This is a genomic window from Streptomyces sp. NPDC037288, assembly GCF_055603265.1.
In genome coordinates this window covers 41,021-61,505 of sequence record NZ_JBVJVY010000040.1, presented here as the reverse complement: position 1 = coordinate 61,505, position 20,485 = coordinate 41,021, and the positions used below count along the sequence as shown (strand labels likewise).

Genomic DNA, 20,485 nt, shown 5'->3' with positions numbered 1-20,485 from the left:
AGGCGGGTTGGGCAGAAGAGCGCGCGCCGGTTCCGTGGAGAAGCCCCCACTTGTGGAAAACCCGGCCACCCGATCGGGTGAACACCGGCTGCCGCCGGGCCGTTTGTCCCCAGACCGCGTCACCGCCCGGACCCCGCAGGATCCGGCGACGGACCTCAGGATCGTTCCGCCACCACCGCCGGATCGTCCAGCACATCCCGGACGACCGAGTGCGCCGCGCCCAGCAGCGGGCCCTGCGGGCCCAGTCGGGACACCGTCACCGGGCAGGCGGGACCCGCCGTCCGGCCCGCCAGCTCCGTCTTCAGGGACGGCAGCAGCCAGGGGGAGAGCCCGGCCAGGGCGCCGCCGAGGACCACCGTCTCGGGGTCGAGGAGGTTCACCGCCCCGGTCAGCGCGATGCCGAGCGCCGTGCCGGCGTCCCGCAGGGCGGCCCGAACGTTCTCGTCACCCTGCTTGGCACGCGCGGCGAGCTGGCCCACCAGGTCCTCGCCCGGCTCCAGCTCCGCCGCACGCAGCACGGCCTCCTCGCCCGCGTACTGCTCCAGGCAGCCGCGGCCGCCGCACGGACAGGGCGGCCCGTCCGGCCGTACGGGTACGTGGCCGAGCTCGCCCGCGAAGCCGTGGGTGCCACGGAGCAGCCCGCCGTCCACGACGACCGCGGCCCCGATGCCGATCTCGGCCGACACGTGCAGGAAGTCACGCGGTGTGCCGTCACCGAGCCACAACTCCGCGAGCGCACCGAAGTTCGCCTCGTTGTCGACGGTCAGCGGCCATTCGCCGGGCAGAAGAGCGCCGAGGTCGGTGTCGTGCCAGTCGAGGTTCGGGGCGTGTACCACCGTACGGCCGTCCCGCGCCACCAGTCCGGGCACGGCAACCGCCAGTCCGGCGGGCCACAGCGACTCCCGCTCCGCTTCCGCGACGACCCGGCGCACCAGCCCGGTCAGCTCCTCGACCACCGGTGCGGGCGCGCGGCCCCGGTTCGCTCCGTGCCGGACGGCCCGCGCGCGTACCGTGCCACGCAGGTCGACCGCGCACACCGCGAGATGGTCGACGCCGATCTCGGCCCCGATCCCGGCCGGACCGCGGTCGCTCACCGTGAGCGCCGACCCGGGCCGGCCCACCCGGCCCGGCCGCTCCGGGCCCAGCTCCTCCAGCAGCCCCCAGCGGATCAGCTCGTCCACGAGCGTCGACACGGCCGCCCGCGTCAGCCCGATGCGCGAGGCGACCGCGGCCCGCGACAGTGAACCCTCGGCGCTGACGGCGTGCATCACGCGGGCCAGGTTGCGTCGGCGCATGCCCTGCTGGGTGTCCGGCAGGGCGCGGCCGGTGCCCGGCGGGCGGGCCTCGTGCAGCGGTGCGGTCATGCCTGAAGTCAATCCCCGGTGTCTGCCGCCCGGCTCATCCGTGCGGCGTGGTGTCCGTCCCCCGCTCCAGCAGTGGGGCCGCGTCGGAGAGTACCCCGGTGATCCGCTCCAGGGTCTCCTGGTCCCGCTCCACGGCGTCCAGCACCGGGCCCGCGGCCGTGTTCCAGCGGCGGGCCACCGCGGCCGGGTCCTCGCCGGTGAGCAGGCCGGCGGCCTGTGCCGCCGCCCCGAGGGCGACCAGTTCCCGGGCCTCCGGGATCTGGACCGGCCGTCCCGACAGCCGCCGTACCGTCTGCTGCCAGGCCGTCCCCCGTGCCCCGCCGCCGATCAGCAGCAGCGGGGTGCTGCGGTCCGCGTCCTCGTCGAGGACCAGGTCAAGTGCGCCCAGCAGCGCGTGCACCGCGCCGTCGTACGCGGCCTGCAGCAGCTGCCCCGCGGTCGTGTCGTGGCGCAGGCCGTGCAGCAGACCGGAGGCGTGCGGCAGGTTCGGGGTGCGCTCACCGTCCAGATACGGCAGCAGGGTCACGGAGCCGCCGGGCGCCACCGCCTCGCGGTCCAGGCTCAGCAGCGCCGCGACGCGGTCCACGGCGAGCGTGCAGTTCAGGGTGCAGGCCAGGGGCAGCCAGTCCCCGTGCGCGTCGGCGAACCCCGCGACCGTTCCCGTCGGATCGCCCGGGCGGTGTCTGGAGACGGCGTACACCGTGCCGGACGTGCCGAGGCTGAGCACCGGGATGCCGGGCCGCAGACCGAGACCGAGTGCCGCCGCCGCGTTGTCACCGGTGCCGGGGGCGACCAGTGTGCCCTTGGAGAACGGCAGGTCGTGGCTGTCGCGCACGGTGCCGGCCACTTCTCCCGGCCGCACCACACGGGGCAGCAGCGCCGGGTCGAGACCGACGTGCGCGAGCGTCTCCGCGTCGTACGCCTCCGTGCCGGACGCCCACCAGCCGGTGCCGGACGCGTCACCGCGGTCGGTGGTGCCCTGCCCGGTCAGGCGCTCGGTGAGGTAGTCGTGGGGGAGTCGTACCGCCCTGGTCGCGCGGATCGCCTCCGGCTCGTGCTCGGCGAGCCAGGCCCACTTGGTCACCGTGAACGACGCGCCGGGCACGCTGCCCGTGCGCTCCGCCCAGGCCTTCGGCCCGCCCAGTTCCTCCACCAGCCGGCGGGCCTGCGGCGCCGAGCGGACGTCGTTCCACAACAGCGCCGGGCGTACCGGCTCGCCCCGCTCGTCCAGAGTGACCAGGCCGTGCTGCTGGCCGCCGATCGACACGGCGGCCGCCTCGTGCGCCGCGTCACCGCACTGGCGCAATGCCTCGCACAGGGCGTCCCACCACTGGCGCGGATCGCTCTCGCGGCCCGCGCCGGAGGACACGGTGTGCGGCGCCTGGCCGCTCGCCACCACCTGGCCGGTGGCCGCGTCCACGACCAGCGCCTTCGTGGACTGGGTGGATGTGTCCACGCCGACGACGAGCGGACCCTCGGCTGCTGACATCGGGCTCTCCCTTTTCCGCGACTTTGCGCGACTTCCGCTACTTTCCGCGACTCTGTGGGACAAAGACATCTTGCTCTCTTCCCAGAGGTGCGAGCGCATACTAATTTGTAAACGGCTATGACGAAATAGTCGCAACGCAGCAAGGAGCCGCGCCATGAGCTACCAGCCCACCCCCGAGGACAGGTTCACCTTCGGCCTGTGGACCGTCGGCTGGCAGGGAAGGGATCCGTTCGGCGACGCCACCCGCCGCGCCCTCGACCCGGTCGAGACGGTGCGGCGCCTGGCCGGGCTCGGCGCCTACGGGGTGACCTTCCACGACGACGACCTGATCCCCTTCGGGTCCTCCGACACCGAGCGCGAGTCGCACATCAAGCGGTTCCGCCAGGCCCTGGACGCGACCGGCATGACCGTCCCGATGGCCACCACCAACCTCTTCACGCACCCGGTGTTCAAGGACGGCGCGTTCACCGCCAACGACCGTGACGTGCGCCGTTACGCGCTGCGCAAGACGATCCGCAACATCGACCTCGCGGTCGAGCTGGGCGCGAAGACGTACGTCGCCTGGGGCGGCCGTGAGGGCGCCGAATCCGGTGCCGCCAAGGACGTGCGTGCCGCACTGGACCGCATGAAGGAAGCCTTCGACCTCCTCGGCGAGTACGTCACCTCCCAGGGCTACGACCTGAAGTTCGCGATCGAACCCAAGCCGAACGAGCCGCGCGGCGACATCCTGCTGCCCACCGTCGGCCACGCGCTGGCCTTCATCGAGCGCCTGGAGCGCCCCGGGTTGTACGGCGTCAACCCCGAGGTCGGGCACGAGCAGATGGCCGGCCTGAACTTCCCGCACGGCATCGCCCAGGCCCTGTGGGCGGGCAAGCTCTTCCACATCGACCTCAACGGCCAGTCCGGCGTCAAGTACGACCAGGACCTGCGGTTCGGCGCCGGTGACCTGAGGGCGGCGTTCTGGCTGGTCGACCTGCTGGAGAGCGCCGGCTACGAGGGCCCACGGCACTTCGACTTCAAGCCGCCGCGGACCGAGGATCTCGACGGCGTGTGGGCGTCGGCCGCGGGCTGCATGCGCAACTACCTCGTCCTCAAGGAGCGCGCCGCCGCCTTCCGCGCCGACCCGGAGGTGCAGGAGGCGCTGCGTGCCTCGCGCCTGGACCAGCTGGCCCAGCCGACCGCGGCCGACGGCCTGGAGGCCCTGCTCGGCGACCGTGCGGCCTTCGACGACTTCGACGTCGACGCGGCGGCCACGCGCGGCATGGCGTTCGAACGCCTCGACCAGCTCGCCATGGACCACCTGCTGGGGGTACGGGGCTGAACGCGAGGACGGCCGGGCTGCGGCACGCGCCGCCGTCCCGGCCCTCCTTCAGTCCACTTTCCGGACTAACCAGTCCAGGGACGTCACAGCCCCTCGGGCAGCCGGACGTACGTCACGGTCGTCCTGATCCCGCTGTCGACAAGCCGGCCCTGCGCGTCGAACGCGCCCGCGCCGTCGGTCATCCCGAAGTCGTTGTCGTTGATGAGGGCGAGCGTGTCGCCGTCCACGCGCGCGATGCCCTCGACCTTCCGCTGCACCCCGTCGACCTTGTTCAGATCCACCACGAGCCGCTTGGCCAGGACCGGCACGCCGGCGGACGCCGGATCGTCCAGCTGTTCCAGGGACGGAGACGTCGCGTCGTCGTCCCAGGGCCCGCCGAGAATGCTCGATGGCCGCTTCAGCTCGACCAGCTGCAACCGGGCCGCCTTGTCCGTGCGCTCCTCGACGAGCAGCCGGTCACCGCCCACGGCCGTCACCGAGGAGATCTTCAGCTCGGAGGTGTCGTCCTCGCCAGGATCGACCACGTCCACCGGGTCGAACCGGTAGGCGTACTCGGCGGTGACGGCCTCCTTGCCCGGCGAGAAGCGCAGCAGCCGCGTGGTGCGCGAGGCGCTCCCGGCATCCGTGTCCGGCAGCGACAGCGGGCTCTGCAGGGCCAGCACCAGATCACCGCCGGGCAGCTGCGCCAGCCCCTCGAACCCCCGGTTGGTCTTGCGGTGCAGGAAGACCGACGGAAGCGCCTCCACCACCGGGTAGTCCGCGCCCGCCAGCCCGAGTCCCTTCGGCACGTACCGGGTGAGCACCTTCCCGTGCGCGGAGACATGGACGAGCGAGGGGCCGTACTCGTCGACGAGCCAGAACGTCCCGTCGGCGGCCCGCACGATGCCCTCGGTGTCCAGGCCGTCCGGGTTGTAGGAGAGAGGCGTCCGCGCGTCGTAGGTGTACGGCGCCTCGTCACGGCTCTTCTGGTCGGGCAGCCCGGTGACGGCCTTCCCGGAGGAGGTGGTCAGCGGGATGGCGTCGATGACCCGGACCGTGTCGCCGCAGACCCGGACCTTCACGATCGCCGGGTCGAATCCCGGCACCGGGAACGTACGGCGCTTGGTGCCGTTCACCTTGACCTGCCCGTTGGGGCCGCGGTCGGTCACCGTCCAGTACTCGTCCTTGTGGCCCGCCGGGTACATGTCGCTGCCGATGCCCCCGAGCTTCACCCCGTGGTCGTCGTCGACGCTGCCGGGCAGAAGCGCGTTGCTGAAGGCGCCGAGCGGGATCTCGCCGAGCGTCGCCGTGCGGATGACGCGAGCGTCCCGGGACGGCGCGGCCGTGGCCGTTCCCGCGGCCACCAGGGCGGCAGCCAGGGGCAGGCCCGTGGTGACGGAACGGTGGACGCGGCGCCGGCCGGCGGTGCGCGGGGACATCGGGCCTCCTGGGGACAAGTTCGCTGACACCGGCCAGATTTGGCCCCCAGGAGGAACGTGGTAAGACCGCGGGGTGAACAGCCGGCGGCGGCCGTTCGTCGGATCGCGGCGATTCCACGGTGACGGTTTGTCAGCAGTCCTCTTCGGGCTCCGGGGCGACGCCGAGCCGTGCCGCGGCCAGTGCCGTCGCCGGATCGGCGTCCGGCCCGCCCGCAGGGGTCCAGTGCCCGGCCTCCTCACGATACGGCCACCAGTGGCCGTCCCGGCCGAGGCGGAGCTGAACCCCTCCGCCCGGGACGGTCCACCGATTGCCGCTGCTGCGGAACTCCGGCCGCTCGTCCGCCTCCCAGGCCGCTTCGAGTGCCGCACGCGCGCGTGCCAGTGCCACGCCCTCCACCTGCCACTCCTCGTCGAGCACGGCCAGGGCCGCCGCACCCCCGGCACGCCAGGCACGGACAGCCGTCGCCAGCCCCTCGCGGCCGCGGCCCGACCCCTCGGCAAGCCGTTCGACGACGGTGTCCGAGGGCGCTCCGCACGCGAGTCGTACGGCATCCCGGTCGGCCGTGCGGGCAGTGCCGTCCCACGCACCCGAGCGCAGGACCTCCGCGAGGAGCCGGTACGCCTCCGCGGCCGTGCGGCCCGCCAGATGTTCCAGGGCCACGGGATCGATACCGGGCGCCGGAGCCGTCCCGGCGGTGAGGGACGGCGGTGTGCCCGGAACCTGCGGGAGTCCGGGCAGTTCGGGCAGCCCGGGCAGGATGTCCCCGGCCGCCCACGCCTCCGCCGCGTCCACGCCCCCGGTTACGGACGTGGGCGCTTCCGTGCGGGGCGCCGTACCGCGCACATGCAGCTCCGCCAGGAACGCGTCCTTCCCGCGCCCGCGCATCAGCAGAAGCAGAAACGGATCCTCGTCCAGGAGCCGCGCCACCTGGTGACACAGCGCGGCGGTGTGCCCGCAGTGGTCCCACGTCCCGCAGCCGCACTCGGGTTCCAGATCGCCCAGGCCCGGCAGAAGCTCGATGCCGCCGACCGCGGCGTCCTCGATCAGAAGCGGCGGCAGCTCCCCGTCGAGGAGCGCGGCCATGTGCCCCGCCTGCTCCACGGTCACGTCCAGGAACCGCCGCCACTCCTCCTCGGACAGCTCCGGTACGAGGACATCGGCCCGGTGCGCGGCGCCTCCCGGATCGCGTACGACGGCGGTGACCCGCCCCGGTCGCACGGTCACCGCGCCCACTCCGCCCGCTCGCGCGAGCCTGCGGCCCGCCTTGACCGCCGCCCCGTCCAGGGCCGCGTCCTCCAAGGCCTGCAGCCATGCGCGACCCCACCAGCTCTGCGCGAATCCACGTCCCATCACGGGCGGCAGTGCGGCAAGCGTGCGCCCCGCCTCACGGCTGTGCTCGTCGTCGTAGCGGCTCATCGTGCCTCCTTGCGCAGCTCCACCAGCGCGGCCAGTTCCGCGTCCGTCAGTTCCGTCAGCGCGGCCTCGCCGGTTCCGAGCACGGCGTCCGCCAGCTCCCGCTTGCGGTCCAGCAGGTCCGCGATGCGGTCCTCCAGGGTCCCCTCGGCGATCAGCCGGTGCACCTGCACCGGCCGCGTCTGCCCGATGCGGTAGGCGCGGTCGGTGGCCTGCGCCTCGACCGCCGGATTCCACCAGCGGTCGTAGTGCACGACATGCTCGGCCCGGGTGAGGTTCAGGCCCGTCCCGGCCGCCTTCAGGGACAGCAGGAACACCGGTGCCTCGCCGTTCTGGAATCGCCGGACCAGCTCGTCGCGGGCACTGACCGGGGTCCCGCCGTGCAGCAGGAGCGAGGACACCCCACGGGCCGTCAGATGCCGCTCCAGCAGGCGGGCCATGCGCACGTACTGAGTGAAGACGAGCACCCCCGAGCCCTCCGTGAGGATGGTGCCGAGGAGTTCGTCGAGCAGCTCAAGCTTCCCCGAACGGCCGGCGAGCCGCGGCTCGTCCTCCTTGAGGAACTGCGCCGGGTGATTGCAGATCTGCTTCAGGCCGGTCAGCAACCGCACGATCAGGCCCCGGCGGGCCATGGCGTCGGCTGACGCGATCCGGTCCAGCGTCTCACGCACCAACGCCTCGTACAGTCCCGCCTGTTCCGGTGTGAGGGCCACCGGATGATCGCTCTCGGTCTTCGGCGGCAGCTCGGGGGCGATGCCCGGGTCGGACTTGCGCCGCCGCAGCAGGAACGGCCGGACGAGCCCTGCGAGACGGTGTGCGGCGGCGGGATCGAGGCCGCCCTCGACCGGTTGCGCGTAGCGGGCGCGAAAGGTGCTGAGGCGGCCGAGCAGGCCGGGAGTCGTCCAGTCGAGGACGGCCCACAGCTCGGTGAGGTTGTTCTCCACCGGGGTGCCGGTGAGCGCCACGCGCGCGTGTGCCCCGATGGAACGCAACGCCCGCGCGGTCGCCGAATAGGGGTTCTTGACGTGCTGCGCCTCATCGGCCACGACCATGCCCCAGGGCAGGGCGGCCAGCCGCTCGGCGTCCAGGCGCATCGTGCCGTACGTCGTCAGGACGAACTCCCCGGCCGCGACGGATCCGAGAGCGCGTCCGGGACCGTGGAACCTGCGTACCGGTACACCGGGAGCGAACCGCTCGATCTCGCGCTGCCAGTTGCCGAGCAGGGAGGCAGGGCAGACGACGAGCGTGGGACCGGCGGCGGAGGCGTCCGTCTGCCGGTGCAGATGCAGTGCGATCAGCGTGACCGTCTTGCCGAGGCCCATGTCGTCCGCCAGGCAGCCGCCCAGGCCGAGGGCCGTCATGCGGGCCAGCCAGTCGAGACCGCGGAGCTGATAGTCGCGCAGGGTGGCGGCCAGCCCCGGAGGCTGCTCCACAGCGGGTGCCGTCCCGGTGTCCGTGAGCCGCTCCCTGAGCCCTTCCAGCCATCCCGACGAGCGCACGTCGATCTGCCGGCCGTCGACCTCCGCCGAGCCGGTCAGCGCGGTGGCCAGCGCCTCCACGGGGGAGAGGGCGCGGTTCCGGCGGGTCCGGGCGCGGTGCGCCTGCAGCGGGTCCACCAGCACCCACCCGTCACGCAACCGCACCAGGGGACGCTTGGCCTCCGCGAGCCGGTCCAGGTCCTGCCGGGACAACTCCCGCCCGTCCAGCGTGAACCCCCAGCGGAACGCGACCGTGGCGTCCGACGAGAGCAACGACGAGGGCGTCGCGGCATCCCGCCGAGGGGGCGTGCCGCCGTCCGGCGGCCCGACGGTCGCGTGCATCGTGAGCTCGCGCGACAGTTCCTTCGGCCAGTGCACCTCGACCCCCGCCGCGGCCAGGGCCCGCGTGCCCTCACCGAGCAGTTCGGCGACCTCGTCGTCGGCGAGGGCGACGGCGTCGGGTACGGCGGCGGAGAGCAGCGGCGTCAGCGGCGGCCAGGCATGGGCGGCGCGGCGCAGGGCCAGCAGCGCGTCCGCACGCGCGCGTGGACCGACCGCTTCGTGCACGGCTTCCGCACCGGCCCACAGGGCGGCGGCATCGATGACGTCCGCGGCCCCGCTCACGCCGTGCACCTGCGGCACCGCGCGGAACCCGACCGGAGCGTCGTCCCGCGGTACGGCGTCGTCGAGCCCGGAGACCTCCACGCGCAGGGACAGGCGCATGCCCGCGTCCTGGCCTGCGGCGATGTCGTCGGCCCATGCCCGCAGGGCGGGCAACCGCTGCGGCTCGGGAGCCGCGTACGCCGGTCCGCCGGTCACCGACGGGGCGGCGGGGGAGCGCGGGAGTACGTCGGCGACCGCGTCCAGGAAGGCGCGCAGCAGCCGCCCCGGATCCGGCAGCCGGGGCGGTCCCTCGGGCGAGAGCGGTACCGCATGGGCCTCCGGCGGCATGGCGGCGGCGACTTCGCGGACCAGCTCCGCGTCGCGGGCGGACAGCGGGCCCACTCGCCAGGCGTCGTGGTCGCCGGGGGACAGACCCGGCAGAAGGAGACCACGCGCCAGGAACGCCAGGGCCAGTTGGCAGGCGGCGCCCCAGAAGCCGGCCGAGCGATGCCCCTGCCGCAGTGCACGCGCGCGTATGAGCAACGGCAGGGCATCGTGCACCGGCAGCAGGAGCGCGGGCGTACGGACCGGCTCGACGCCGCCGTCCGCCGTGGGTATCACGATGTCCAGCTCTGCAGGGGAGCCGCCGGCGACGACGGGTAGGGCCTCGCCGCCGTCCCGTCGCCAGAAGGCGATCCGGCCCGTGCGAGGCGGGTCGGACGGCAGGAACACCGTGCAGCAGCGGGCCAGTTCGGAGAGCTCGGAGGGTGGTGCCGTCGGGATGGTCTGCACAGTTCTGCCGCGCTCCTCAAATTTGACTACTGGGTCGGAGTCGCCGAGGGTACAGCACGATGTGGGCGGCCCCGGCATACTGGCGTCGTGATCCGGGCCACTTCACAATCTGTTCGAAAGAGGGAAGGGGCGGCCCCAACCAGTAGGGGAAGGCCTCAGGGTTGTCTCAGGGGCGGTTCCGGAACCACACGGAGCGGGGGGCCGTTTTCAGAGCAGAGAGCGGCAGTGGCCGCGAAGGAGGCAACGCTCATGTCCAAGAACGCGAAGATCGCCGTCGGGGGTGTGGCGGTCGGGCTGCTCCTGCTGATCTGGCTGCCCTGGTGGGTGTCGTTCCTGATCGTGGTCGGGGTCCCGGTGGGCGCGTATCTGGCGCTGGACCCCTCGCAGCGGCGCAGGCTCCGCAGAGTCACCCGCAAGGAACTCGGCCGCTGACGCAATGGCGGATGACCAGGGGAGGCTCAACCGGGGGCCTGTCCGACCGGGGGCTGTACCCCTGGCCTCGGGGGACGGTCCGCCCACCGGGGCTGTTTCGCCCCGCCTCGCACGGGACCGCGTGGCCCCTCTGGAGGTTGGCGCCTCCGGAGGCGTCCGGCTTCGAGAGACGGCTCCCGTCGGGCCTGGGACCGCGGTCGTACGGTCATCGGTCTCGGGCGGTGGGCCGGACGGTGAGCGGTCTCGGCTGCCGGCGTACGGGCATGGGACCTCGGCGCGCCGACCGTGCCGTCGTCCTGCCTCGCGTGGCGAGCCGTAGCGGCGCGGGGCCTTGGCCTGCCCCGGCCCTGGTGTCGTGCGGGCTCAGATGGGGCGTACGGCCATCTTGTCGAGTGCCTCCAGCAGGCCCGGCAGTTCGGGGCCCCGTCCCACCGGCAGGACCTCGCCGGGCTCCTCGTCGAGCAGGACGAAGGCGATGTCGTCAGTGCGGGCCACCATCGACCAGCCGGGGCCGTCGGCGCGCAGCGTACGCGCGTCACCCGGGGCGAACGACGAACGGACCCGGCCGAGCGGCGGCGGCGCGTCGACATAGGCACGCGCCTCCGCCAGCACCCGCCTGACTCCCCGGTGACCGCTCTGCGGCACGCCCTTCTCGCTCTCCGGCGACGGCTCTTCGGCCTTCTCCTGCCCCTCCGGCTGCTGCTCCCCCTCGGGCACGGAGAATTCCGCGTCGTTGATCTGCTCCCGCCACGTCGCCCACTGCAGCGCTATCTCGTCGGCGCCCAGGCGGCGCTGGGGCGGCCCCCAGGAGCCGGTGTCCGGCGGGCTCAGCGCAGGCCGGTCCGCCAGCTCCGGAGCGGGGTCGTGCGGGGCGGGGACGCCCGGAGCCGCGACGGCGACCGCCAGGGGCCAGCCCGGCAGGGCGGTCACGACGGCGTGCTCGTCCGGAGACAGCTCGTACTCCATGCCGCAGTCCCAGGAGGCGATCGCCACGGCGACCAGCGAGACGTCGTCGATGACGACCGTCCAGCGGGCGCCCTCGCCGTCCTGACCCAGCACCAGGCCGTACCCGTCGGCCAGCGGCGCGAGTCCCAGCACCGCGCACGCCTCCGGATAGTCGTCGCCCAGAACGCTCGGAAACTGCGCCGGCGTCAGCAGCACCGCCGTCAGCACGTACAGCGCATCGTCCGCGGCGGCGACGGCCTCATCGTCGGTCCCGGCCATCCCTGCCTCCAGTGGTTCGTCCATCGGCGCGCACCCTAATGCGAGCGGAAGCCGCTTGTCACGACTCCTCACACCACGCGGACCTGCAGGTTTCCGCCTGGACGGGGGCGAAACGACCACATGGACGAGCGTCCTCCTCAGCCCGTGGGCAGCCCGAGGAGATCACGGGCCACCGCCGCCGGAGACTCGTCGCGCTCCCGGGCCAGGGCGACGACCGCCCGGCAGGCGAGTTCGCTCACCCCGAACGACAGCGCCTCCGGCGACACCCAGGCCGCCGCCTCCTCGAGCCGGTCCTGATCGTCTTCCGCGCGGGCGACGACATAGGTGGCCGCCGCTTCGAACAAGTTGTGTGCGCGTCTCTCCGTGGTGCCCGTCGGCTGAGTCTGCGTCGAGTCGCGGAGCCTGGCGGCGAACTTGCGTATCTGGCCGAACATGCGGACCACCCTATCCCCCGGAACGGGGTCGTCGTCGATCGCTCATCTGCTGTCATGCAACGTAGAGTTGGACCTTCCGCGGCAGAAGAGAGGCGACGCGGTGAAGCGCTTCGAGCGGCTGCGGCAGATCCGCCGGCTGGACCCGCTGGAGACATGGCGGCTGCTGCTGCAGTGCTGCCCCCTCGTACGTCACAGGCCAGAACCGGCACCGGGGCATCTCAGTGGTCGGCGGCGTCGAGTGATGTCAGGGTGTCGCGCAGCCAGGCCAGTTCCGCCAGGCTCGTGGCACGCGCGATGGTGAGCACACCACGCCGGAACGGGTCGTCCAGCTCCTCGGCGGCCAGCGGCCGGTCGCCGTCGTAGAAGAAACTCGCCGGCTCCTCCAGGAAGGCCAGCCGGCGGCGCAGTACGGCCGCCTGGGCGGCCGGGTCCTCCAGGTGCCGCAGGAACGCGAGCAGGGTGAACCAGAGGTTCTCGTCGGTGATCTCGCGCTGTGCGGGCTCGGCCAGCCGGCGCTTCAGCTCGCGCCCGCCCTCCTCGGTCAGCCGCAGTACGTGGCGCGGCGCCGCCACCGCACCGGGCTCGGTGGCGCGGGCCAGCAGGCCCGCCTTCTCCAGCCGCTTGATCGCTGGGTAGAGCGTGCTCTCGGCGACGGGCCGCACATGGCCGGTGAGGGCCGCGATGTGCCGGCGCAGGACGTACCCGTGCAGGGGGGCGTCGTAGAGGAAACCGAGGATGGCGAGTTCGAGCACGTCCGCATTCTTGCGCACGGTGCTGTACCTCGCCACCTTGATACCACCATCCCGCTATACATCGGTAGTGATGTATAGTTCGGGGCGCCAGAGGACGTCAGGGGAGGGGTACCGTGAAGCAGGCCGTGTTCGACCACGAGGGAAGCCGGATCCGCTGGACCGAGGCGCCGGGGGCGGAGCCCGCGCGCGTGTATCTGCACGGGCTCGGCTCGATGTCCGCCGTCTACCACGCGCACATCGCGGCCCGCTCCGAACTCACGGGCCGCCGCAGCCTGTTCGTGGATCTGCCGGGACACGGCCTCAGTGACCGGCCGGGCACCTTCGGATACACACTGGAGGAGCACGCCGACGCGGTGGCGGTCGCGCTGGACGAAGCCGGAGTCCGCGGCGCCGAGTTGATCGCGCACAGCATGGGCGGCGCCGTGGCCATCGTGCTCGCACACCGGCGGCCCGACCTCGCCTCCCGGCTCGTCCTCACGGAGGCCAATCTGGACGCCTTCCCGCCCCCCGCGGCCGGAAGCAGCGGAATCGCCGCCTACGAGGAGGACGATTTCGTCGAACGGCAGCACGCGCGCGTGCTGGAGGCCGTCGGTCCGCTCTGGGCGGCCACCATGCGGTTGGCCGATCCGCGCGCCCTGCACCGCAGCGCCGTCGGCCTGCGCCAGGGCTCGGATCCTGTGATGCGCACGCTCCTGGAGAAGCTGCCCGTCGAGCGTGTCTACCTGCAGGGCGAGGACAGCGGCGAACTGCGGGGACGGGAGGGCCTGGAAGCCGCGGGGGTGCGCGTGGTGACCGTGCCGGGCGCCGGGCACAACGTCATGTTCGACAACCCCGACGCCTTCGCGGCGGCCGTCGCCGGAAGGGGCTGACCCGCCCCCCGGCCTTTCGTGAAACGTCGCTCAGTCCTCGCGCACCGCGAGCGCGAGGAAACGGGCGTCCTCGTCGGCGTACGACGTCATGCTCCATCCCGAACGGGACAGCAGCGGGCCGAGGTTCGCCTCGGCCCGCAGGTCGCCGGGTGTGATCTGCCGCCCCTGGCGCGCCGCCAGGGCCGCGCGCCCGATGGGATGGAACAGCGCGAGCCTTCCGCCGGGCCGCACCACACGGGCCAGCTCCCGCAGGTTCTCCTCCGGTTGCGGCAGATGGGCGATCAGACCGGCCGCGAACACGGTGTCCAGGGATCCGGACCGCAGCGGCAGTGCGGCGACGTCCGCTAGCAGCAGCCGCCCGTGCCGGTCCCGGCCCGCCCGCACGGCGGCACCGAGCATCGCCGGGGTCAGGTCGGCGCCCAGCACCACCCCCGACGGGCCCACGGCGGCCCGCAGCGGGGGCAGTGCACGCCCTGTGCCGCAGCCCGCGTCCAGCACGCGGTCGCCCGGACGCAGCCCGAGATCGCCGACGGCGGCCGCGTACGCGGGACCGTCGTCGGGGAACTTGCCGTCCCAGCCGGCCGCACGGGCGGTGAAGAACTCCTGGACATGTGTGTGGTCGTCGCTCATGTTCCGCATGATTCCTCACCGACCCGGGTGACATGTAGGCGCACATGTTCGGGCCGGACCCGATCGTTCCGGCGCATCTGTGTGTCATATTCCAACAGCTTTCGAAATGCGCCCCCTCCGTGCGCCCGTGCCCCCTAGCGTCCCGTGGCCATGGGACACCTGGACCACGCCGCCTTCGGCTGGCTGACCCCCTTACTGTCGTACGCCATGGCCTGCACCGGCGCCGCGCTCGGACTGCGCTGCACCGTCCGCGCGCTCGCCACCACCGGCCGCTCGCGCCGCAACTGGCTCGTCACCGCTGCCTCCGCCATCGGGACGGGCATCTGGACCATGCACTTCGTGGCCATGCTCGGCTTCCGCGTGAGCGGCACCGACATCCGCTACGACGTGCCGCTGACCATCCTCAGCCTCCTCGTCGCCATGGTCGTCGTCTGCGCGGGCGTCTTCGCCGTCGGCTACAGCCGCGACCGCAACCGGGCGCTCCTCCTCGGGGGTCTCACCACCGGGCTGGGCGTCGCCAGCATGCACTACCTGGGCATGGCGGCGGTCCGGCTGCACGGCGACATCAGGTACGACCCCGTTCTCGTCGGAGTGTCGGTGCTGATCGCCGTCGTGGCGGCGACCGCCGCCCTGTGGGCCGGCCTCAACATCAAGTCCGCCCTGGCGGTCACCGTCGCCTCCCTCGTCATGGGAGCGGCCGTCAGCAGCATGCACTACACCGGGATGTTCGCGGTGAGCGTGCGTGTGGACCCCTCCGGCGCAACCCTGCCCGGGGCCACGGCGATGCAGTTCATCTTCCCCCTCGCCGTCGGCCTCGGGTCCTACCTGTTCATCACCTCGGCCTTCGTCGCCCTCTCACCCACGGCCGGCGAGCGGGAGGCATCCGCCTCCGCCCAGCGGCCCGTCGAGAGCATCGCCCGCTAGCGGGAGCCCGGCCCGAGCGCCCCGACCCACGTCCCGAGCGAGGAGGCCATGCGCCCACCCCGTACCGCCTCGAAAGCCGGCGCCCCGGCGCAGCCCCCACGAGGTCGCCGCGCCCATGCCGGACCACCCGCCGACGAGGGCCCCGACCGCCCGCTCGGCACACCAGCGACCACGGCACGCGCGCGTGCAAGCCGTCGGCATCTGCGCCCCCGCACGGTGCGCGCCAAGGTGGTCAGCCTGCTGATGGTGCCCGTGGTCTCCCTGCTCGCCCTGTGGGCGTACGCCACCGTCACTTCCGCCCAGGACGTCGCCCGGCTGCGGCAGTCGCAGCGGGTCGACGCCGAACTGCGCACCCCGGTGGCCGCGGCCGTCACCGCCCTCCAGGCCGAGCGCACCGCGGCCGTGCGCTACGCCGGCACGCCGGGCACGGCCGACGCCAGCGACCTGCGAAGCCTCGAAGCCCGCACCGACCGGGCCGTCGCCGCGCTGCGGCTGGGCCGCGACAACACCGTCGCCGACAGCGAGGAGTTGCCTGCCGGTGTCTCCGGGCGCCTCGGCGCGTTCGTCACCGGCGCGACGCACCTGCGCGCACTGCGTACGGCCGTGCTCGACCACAAGTCCGGCTGGGAGACGGTGTACACGCAGTACACGAAGACCATCGGCGCGGCCTTCGCCGTGGACGGCGCCCTCACCGGCATCCAGCAGGCCGACGTCGGCTCCGACGCGCGCGTGCTGCTCGAGTTCAGCCGGGCCGCCGAGGCACTGGCCCAGGAGGACACCGTCCTCGGCAGTGCCCGGACCGCCGCGCAGCTGCAGGGCGAGCGGCTACGGCTGTTCGGCGCGGCCGTCGCCGCGCGCCGTACCCTCACCGAGACGGCCGTCGCCGATCTGCCCGCCGCTCAGCGCGCCGCCTGGCGGGAACTGACCGACAGCGACTCCTACACCGCTCTCGGCGCCGCCGAGGACAAGATCCTCGCCGCAGGGCCGGGCGCCAAACCGGCCGGCGCGGCACCGCGGGCTGCCTGGAGCGTCGCCCACGCGCGCGTGCGGGACGGCATGCAGGACATCGCGACGAACACCGGCCGGGCCGTCGCGGGCCGAGCCGATCCCGTCACGCACGGCCTGCTCAGCCCCGCGGGCGCCGCCGTGCTCCTGGGCCTCGCCGCCGTCGGCGCCTCGCTCGTCATCTCCGTCCGCATCGGACGCGCTCTCGTCGTCGAACTCGTGAGCCTGCGCAACGACGCCCTGGAGATCGCCCGCCGCAAACTCCCCGAAGCGATGCGCAGACTGCGCGCGGGTGAGGACATCGACATCCAGGCCGAGGCGCCCGCAGGACCACCCGCCGAGGACGAGACCGGTCAGGTCTCGGAAGCCCTGACCACCGTCCACCGCGCCGCCCTGCGCGCCGCCGTGGAGCGCGCCGAACTCGCCAGCGGCATCTCCGGCGTCTTCGTCAACCTGGCCCGCCGCAGCCAGGTACTGGTCCACCGCCAGCTCAGCCTCCTGGACAGCATGGAGCGCCGTTCGGACGACCCCAACGAACTGAGCGACCTGTTCCGCCTGGACCACCTCACCACGCGTATGCGGCGGCACGCCGAGAGCCTGATCATCCTCTCCGGCGCCGCTCCAGGCCGGGCCTGGCGCATGCCGGTGTCCCTGACCAACGTCGTACGGGCCGCCGTGTCGGAAGTCGAGGACTACGCGCGCGTGGAGGTACGCCAGCTCCCCGAGGCCCATGTCATCGGAGCCGCCGTCGCCGACCTCACCCACCTGCTCGCCGAGCTCGTCGAGAACGCCGCCCAGTTCTCGCCGCCCCACACACGCGTGCGCGTCACCGGCGAACCCGTCGGCAACGGCTACGCCCTGGAGATCGAGGACCGGGGTCTCGGCATGGGTGCCGAGACCCTCGCGGAGGCCAATCGCCGCATCGAACAGTCCGAGGCCCTCGACCTGTTCGACAGTGACCGGCTCGGCCTCTTCGTGGTGAGCCGGCTCGCCTCCCGGCACGACGTCGGGGTGCACCTGCGGACCTCCCCCTACGGAGGCACCACAGCCGTCGTCCTGGTCCCCACCGCCCTGCTCCACAGCGGCGCGCCGGAACGCGCCTCCCGCCAAGACGAGCGGGCCCGTCCCCGGCAGGAACGCGAGTACGCGCGCGTACCCGGCGCCACCTCGTACCAGGAAGCCGTCACCGCATGGTCGGACCGGCCCGCCCTCGCGGCCACCGCTCCCGAACCCCGCGGCGCCGCCGACGAGCCGAACCCGTACGGAACCGTCGACGAAACCCCACCCCCCGGAGTCACCGCCTTGAGGCTGCACCGACCACCCGACGACTCCGAGACCGACGACGACCTCCCCCGCCGGGTGCGCCAGGCGAGCCTCGCCCCCCAGCTTCGGCAACGCCCCGAAGCACAGGCCCCGGAAACCGCCCGGCACGGCGACGAACGGCGCACCCCCGAGCTGGTGCGGGACCGCATGGCGGCCTACCGCGACGGCTGGGCCCGCGGCGGCGGCAGACAGCCCGGTCACGGGGTAGCCCCGCAACGCCCGACGGGCAGCGACAGCAGCGAAGGAGACCCGGCATGATCCAGGACCCGAACACGAGGGCCGGCCAGCGCTCCGGCGAACTCGACTGGTTGCTCGACGACCTGGTGATGCGCGTGAGCGAGGTACGGCATGCCGTCGTGCTCTCCAACGACGGGCTGGCCGTCGGCGCCTCCACCGGCCTCGCGCGGGAGGACGCCGAACACCTCGCCGCCGTCGCCTCCGGCTTCAACAGCCTCGCCAAGGGGGCGGGACGGCACTTCGGTGCGGGCGGCGTGCGGCAGACCATGGTCGAGATGGACGACGCGTTCCTCTTCGTGGCCGCAGCCGGCGACGGTTCCTGCCTCGCCGTCCTGACCGCCGTCACCGCCGACATCGGACTGGTCGCCTACGAGATGGCGCGCCTGGTCAAGCGGGTCGGCGAGCACCTGTACACCGCGCCGCGTGTCGCCGCGCAGCCGCCCGCAGCCGGATGACCCGGCAAAAGGCGGCATCGATGACCGAGAACCAGACCGGCGGCCCGTGGGAGCCGGGCAGCCAGTGGTACGACGGCGAGGCCGGACCGCTGGTCCGGCCGTACGCGATGACGGGCGGGCGCACCCGGCCGGGGCCCACCGGGGTGCGTTTCGACCTCATCGCGCTCGTCACCCTCGACCCCGCGGCACCGGCACTCGACGACGACACCGCGCTCGGCCCCGAACACCGGACCCTGGTAGTGCTGTGCCGTACGGAGACACAGTCCGTCGCCGAACTCGCGGCGGACGCGGACCTCCCCGTCGGCGTGGTCCGGGTGCTCCTCGGTGACCTCCTGGAACTCGGCTGTGTGGTCATCAGCCGTCCCGTGCCCCCGGCACACCTGCCTGACGAACGGATTCTGCGCGAGGTCATCGCGGGACTGCGAGCGCTCTAGATGAACGTTCCGAACCCGCCGTCCGCCGCGCCGCATCCGGTCCGTACCTGTCGCATCCCGATCCGCACGCGTTGCGTCCCCGACCGGGCGCGAGTCGGTCACATCAGGTGCGTTTCGGTCCAACTGCCCGGAGGAGCGGTGACGTTGTCATGATGCTGGCTTCACCGCCACAGCAGGCGGACGCCGACCACAGCCGGCCCTTCCGAGAGAAGTGATCATGGTCACCGAGCATTCCGACGCCGTCGGCGACACCTCCGCCCTGGCCTTGAAAATACTGGTCGCCGGCGGGTTCGGCGTCGGCAAGACGACCCTGGTGGGGGCCGTCAGCGAGATCCGGCCGCTGCGCACCGAGGAACTGCTCAGTGAGGCAGGGCAGTGGGTGGACGACACCGATGGTGTGGACCAGAAGACCACCACCACCGTCGCCATGGACTTCGGGCGCATCACCATCCGCTCCGGCCTGTCGCTCTACCTCTTCGGCACACCGGGGCAGGACCGCTTCTGGTTCCTATGGGACGAGCTGTCCCAGGGGGCCCTCGGCGCCGTCGTCCTCGCGGACACCCGGCGCCTGGAGGACTGCTTCCCCGCGGTCGACTACTTCGAGCACCGGCGTATCCCGTTCGTGGTGGCCGTCAACTGCTTCGCGGGAGCCCGCGCCTACGGCGCCCAGGACGTCTCCCGGGCCCTCGACCTCGACCCCGGCACACCCGTGGTGCTGTGCGACGCGCGGGAGCGGGACTCCGGCAAGGAAGTCCTCATCCGGCTCGTCGAGTACGCCGGACGGATGCACACCGCCCGCCTCCTGGACTCGGTCGGCTGACGCCGAGCCGCCGCTCAGGCCGCCAAATCCCGCACGGCCACGACCTGGTCGACGCTGACCCGGACCAGCAACTCGCCCGGAACGCCGTTGCGGGCGCCGTACTCCTCGGCGCGGTCCTCGCCCATGTACCGGGCGGCGATCCGGGTGGCCCAGTGGCGCACCTCGTCCAGTTCCTCCGACAGCCGAGCGCGACCGTTCAGCGCCACGAAGTGGAACGGCGGCCGATCGTCGTCCACACACAGGGCGACCCGTCCGTCACGGGCCAGATTGCGCCCTTTCACGGTGTCCTTACCGGTATTGAAGACGAGTTCGTCGCCGTCCAGCAGGAACCAGATCGGGGCCACATGGGGGCTCCCATCGGCGCGAACGGTGGACAGCTTGCCGGTCCGGGTGCCGTCCGAGACGAACGCCCGCCATTCCTCGTCGGTCATCTTCTGTGCCATGCGCCCATCTTGCTTGCCCGGGCGCCGGTGGTGGTGAAGGCTGGCGTGGAGTTCCTCCAGCCAGGGGGAGACATCACACGGGGAGACGGAGATGGCGCAGAACCAGGGACTCGGCTGGCTCCTGGACGACCTGACCGAGCGGGTGGACCATGTGCGGCACGCGCTGGTCCTGTCCAACGACGGACTGGTCACGGGCGCGAGTACGGGTCTACGCCGTGAGGACGCCGAGCACCTGGCCGCCGTGGCGTCCGGCCTGCACAGTCTGGCCAAGGGATCGGGACGCCACTTCGGCGCGGGCCGGGTACGCCAGACCATGATCGAGTACGACGACGCCGTGCTGTTCGTGACCGCGGCCGGCACCGGCAGCTGCCTGTGCGTGCTCAGCGGCGCGGAGGCCGACATCGGTCATATCGCCTACGAGATGACCCTGCTCGTCAATCGCGTCGGCGAACACCTCGGCGTCGACGCCAGGCAGCCGGAGCGAACCCCCAACGCAGACGTCTGACCTGCGGGTTCATCGGCGGTGGTGGAGTTATCCACAGGCCCGGCGCAAACAGGGCCGGATTGGCTACGGTGTGTGCACGGCGAACGCACACGGCGTGAGCCAACGACTCCACGGGGGAG

General features: G+C 72.8%; 19 protein-coding genes. 9 read left to right on the top strand and 10 right to left on the bottom strand.

Annotated features, from left to right (window positions below; all coding sequences use genetic code 11):
- Nucleotides 1-155: 155 nt before the first annotated feature.
- A complete protein-coding gene (locus ACZ7GZ_RS33390) occupies nucleotides 156-1,364 on the bottom strand; it encodes an ROK family protein (protein WP_471029989.1) in 1,209 nt (402 codons plus the stop codon).
- A gap of 34 nt (nucleotides 1,365-1,398) precedes the next feature.
- Complete coding sequence (gene xylB, locus ACZ7GZ_RS33385) at nucleotides 1,399-2,853, bottom strand: xylulokinase (protein ID WP_471029987.1); 1,455 nt, start codon at nucleotides 2,851-2,853, stop codon at nucleotides 1,399-1,401.
- Between the two features lie 154 nt (nucleotides 2,854-3,007).
- On the opposite strand from xylB, the gene xylA reads away from it, so the two are divergent.
- Nucleotides 3,008-4,174: a xylose isomerase gene (gene xylA, locus ACZ7GZ_RS33380; protein WP_471029985.1), complete on the top strand. Its 1,167-nt coding sequence runs from the start codon at nucleotides 3,008-3,010 to the stop codon at nucleotides 4,172-4,174.
- Nucleotides 4,175-4,257: 83 nt separating this feature from the next.
- Here xylA and ACZ7GZ_RS33375 read toward each other — a convergent pair whose 3' ends face one another.
- The 3 genes from ACZ7GZ_RS33375 to ACZ7GZ_RS33365 all read right to left on the bottom strand — a co-directional run bounded on the left by ACZ7GZ_RS33375 (nucleotide 4,258) and on the right by ACZ7GZ_RS33365 (nucleotide 9,879).
- Entirely contained in the window at nucleotides 4,258-5,592 is a 1,335-nt protein-coding gene (locus ACZ7GZ_RS33375) for an esterase-like activity of phytase family protein (protein ID WP_471029982.1), read from the bottom strand.
- Nucleotides 5,593-5,722: 130 nt separating this feature from the next.
- Nucleotides 5,723-7,009: an SWIM zinc finger family protein gene (locus ACZ7GZ_RS33370; RefSeq protein ID WP_471029981.1), complete on the bottom strand. Its 1,287-nt coding sequence runs from the start codon at nucleotides 7,007-7,009 to the stop codon at nucleotides 5,723-5,725.
- A complete protein-coding gene (locus tag ACZ7GZ_RS33365) occupies nucleotides 7,006-9,879 on the bottom strand; it encodes a DEAD/DEAH box helicase (RefSeq protein ID WP_471029980.1) in 2,874 nt (957 codons plus the stop codon). Before ACZ7GZ_RS33365 ends, ACZ7GZ_RS33370 begins: the two co-directional genes overlap by 4 nt.
- A gap of 249 nt (nucleotides 9,880-10,128) precedes the next feature.
- On the opposite strand from ACZ7GZ_RS33365, the gene ACZ7GZ_RS33360 reads away from it, so the two are divergent.
- Nucleotides 10,129-10,311, top strand: a complete 183-nt coding sequence (locus tag ACZ7GZ_RS33360) for a hypothetical protein (protein WP_471029978.1) — start codon at nucleotides 10,129-10,131, stop codon at nucleotides 10,309-10,311.
- Nucleotides 10,312-10,674: 363 nt separating this feature from the next.
- Here ACZ7GZ_RS33360 and ACZ7GZ_RS33355 read toward each other — a convergent pair whose 3' ends face one another.
- The 3 genes from ACZ7GZ_RS33355 to ACZ7GZ_RS33345 all read right to left on the bottom strand — a co-directional run bounded on the left by ACZ7GZ_RS33355 (nucleotide 10,675) and on the right by ACZ7GZ_RS33345 (nucleotide 12,721).
- Nucleotides 10,675-11,535, bottom strand: coding sequence for a hypothetical protein (locus tag ACZ7GZ_RS33355; protein WP_471030006.1), 861 nt, complete (start codon nucleotides 11,533-11,535; stop codon nucleotides 10,675-10,677).
- 137 nt (nucleotides 11,536-11,672) lie between these two features.
- Nucleotides 11,673-11,969 (bottom strand): hypothetical protein, encoded by a 297-nt coding sequence (locus ACZ7GZ_RS33350; protein ID WP_471029976.1) that lies wholly within the window; start codon nucleotides 11,967-11,969, stop codon nucleotides 11,673-11,675.
- Nucleotides 11,970-12,187: 218 nt separating this feature from the next.
- The gene (locus tag ACZ7GZ_RS33345) at nucleotides 12,188-12,721 is read right to left on the bottom strand and encodes a PadR family transcriptional regulator (protein WP_471030003.1); all 534 of its coding nucleotides are present in this window, start codon (nucleotides 12,719-12,721) and stop codon (nucleotides 12,188-12,190) included.
- 113 nt (nucleotides 12,722-12,834) lie between these two features.
- On the opposite strand from ACZ7GZ_RS33345, the gene ACZ7GZ_RS33340 reads away from it, so the two are divergent.
- Nucleotides 12,835-13,590, top strand: coding sequence for an alpha/beta fold hydrolase (locus ACZ7GZ_RS33340; RefSeq protein ID WP_471029975.1), 756 nt, complete (start codon nucleotides 12,835-12,837; stop codon nucleotides 13,588-13,590).
- 30 nt (nucleotides 13,591-13,620) lie between these two features.
- Here the strand turns inward: ACZ7GZ_RS33340 and ACZ7GZ_RS33335 are convergent, their stop codons facing one another.
- Complete coding sequence (locus tag ACZ7GZ_RS33335) at nucleotides 13,621-14,220, bottom strand: class I SAM-dependent methyltransferase (protein ID WP_471029972.1); 600 nt, start codon at nucleotides 14,218-14,220, stop codon at nucleotides 13,621-13,623.
- Between the two features lie 150 nt (nucleotides 14,221-14,370).
- Here ACZ7GZ_RS33335 and ACZ7GZ_RS33330 point away from each other — a divergent pair, with 150 nt between their 5' ends.
- From ACZ7GZ_RS33330 to ACZ7GZ_RS33310, 5 genes are all read left to right on the top strand, one after another.
- Entirely contained in the window at nucleotides 14,371-15,144 is a 774-nt protein-coding gene (locus ACZ7GZ_RS33330; RefSeq protein WP_471029971.1) for an MHYT domain-containing protein, read from the top strand.
- Between the two features lie 48 nt (nucleotides 15,145-15,192).
- Nucleotides 15,193-17,730 carry a sensor histidine kinase gene (locus tag ACZ7GZ_RS33325; protein ID WP_471029969.1) on the top strand — a complete coding sequence of 846 codons (2,538 nt, stop codon included), beginning with the start codon at nucleotides 15,193-15,195 and terminating at the stop codon, nucleotides 17,728-17,730.
- Entirely contained in the window at nucleotides 17,727-18,164 is a 438-nt protein-coding gene (locus tag ACZ7GZ_RS33320; RefSeq protein ID WP_471029967.1) for a roadblock/LC7 domain-containing protein, read from the top strand. The genes ACZ7GZ_RS33325 and ACZ7GZ_RS33320 overlap by 4 nt, the downstream gene beginning before the upstream one ends.
- A gap of 20 nt (nucleotides 18,165-18,184) precedes the next feature.
- The gene (locus ACZ7GZ_RS33315) at nucleotides 18,185-18,598 is read left to right on the top strand and encodes a DUF742 domain-containing protein (protein ID WP_471029964.1); all 414 of its coding nucleotides are present in this window, start codon (nucleotides 18,185-18,187) and stop codon (nucleotides 18,596-18,598) included.
- A gap of 217 nt (nucleotides 18,599-18,815) precedes the next feature.
- A complete protein-coding gene (locus tag ACZ7GZ_RS33310; RefSeq protein ID WP_471029961.1) occupies nucleotides 18,816-19,418 on the top strand; it encodes a GTP-binding protein in 603 nt (200 codons plus the stop codon).
- Nucleotides 19,419-19,432: 14 nt separating this feature from the next.
- Here the strand turns inward: ACZ7GZ_RS33310 and ACZ7GZ_RS33305 are convergent, their stop codons facing one another.
- Nucleotides 19,433-19,861 (bottom strand): PPOX class F420-dependent oxidoreductase, encoded by a 429-nt coding sequence (locus tag ACZ7GZ_RS33305; protein WP_471029958.1) that lies wholly within the window; start codon nucleotides 19,859-19,861, stop codon nucleotides 19,433-19,435.
- Between the two features lie 91 nt (nucleotides 19,862-19,952).
- On the opposite strand from ACZ7GZ_RS33305, the gene ACZ7GZ_RS33300 reads away from it, so the two are divergent.
- On the top strand, nucleotides 19,953-20,366 hold the full coding sequence (locus ACZ7GZ_RS33300) for a roadblock/LC7 domain-containing protein (protein WP_471029955.1): 414 nt from the start codon (nucleotides 19,953-19,955) through the stop codon (nucleotides 20,364-20,366).
- Nucleotides 20,367-20,485: the final 119 nt, after the last annotated feature.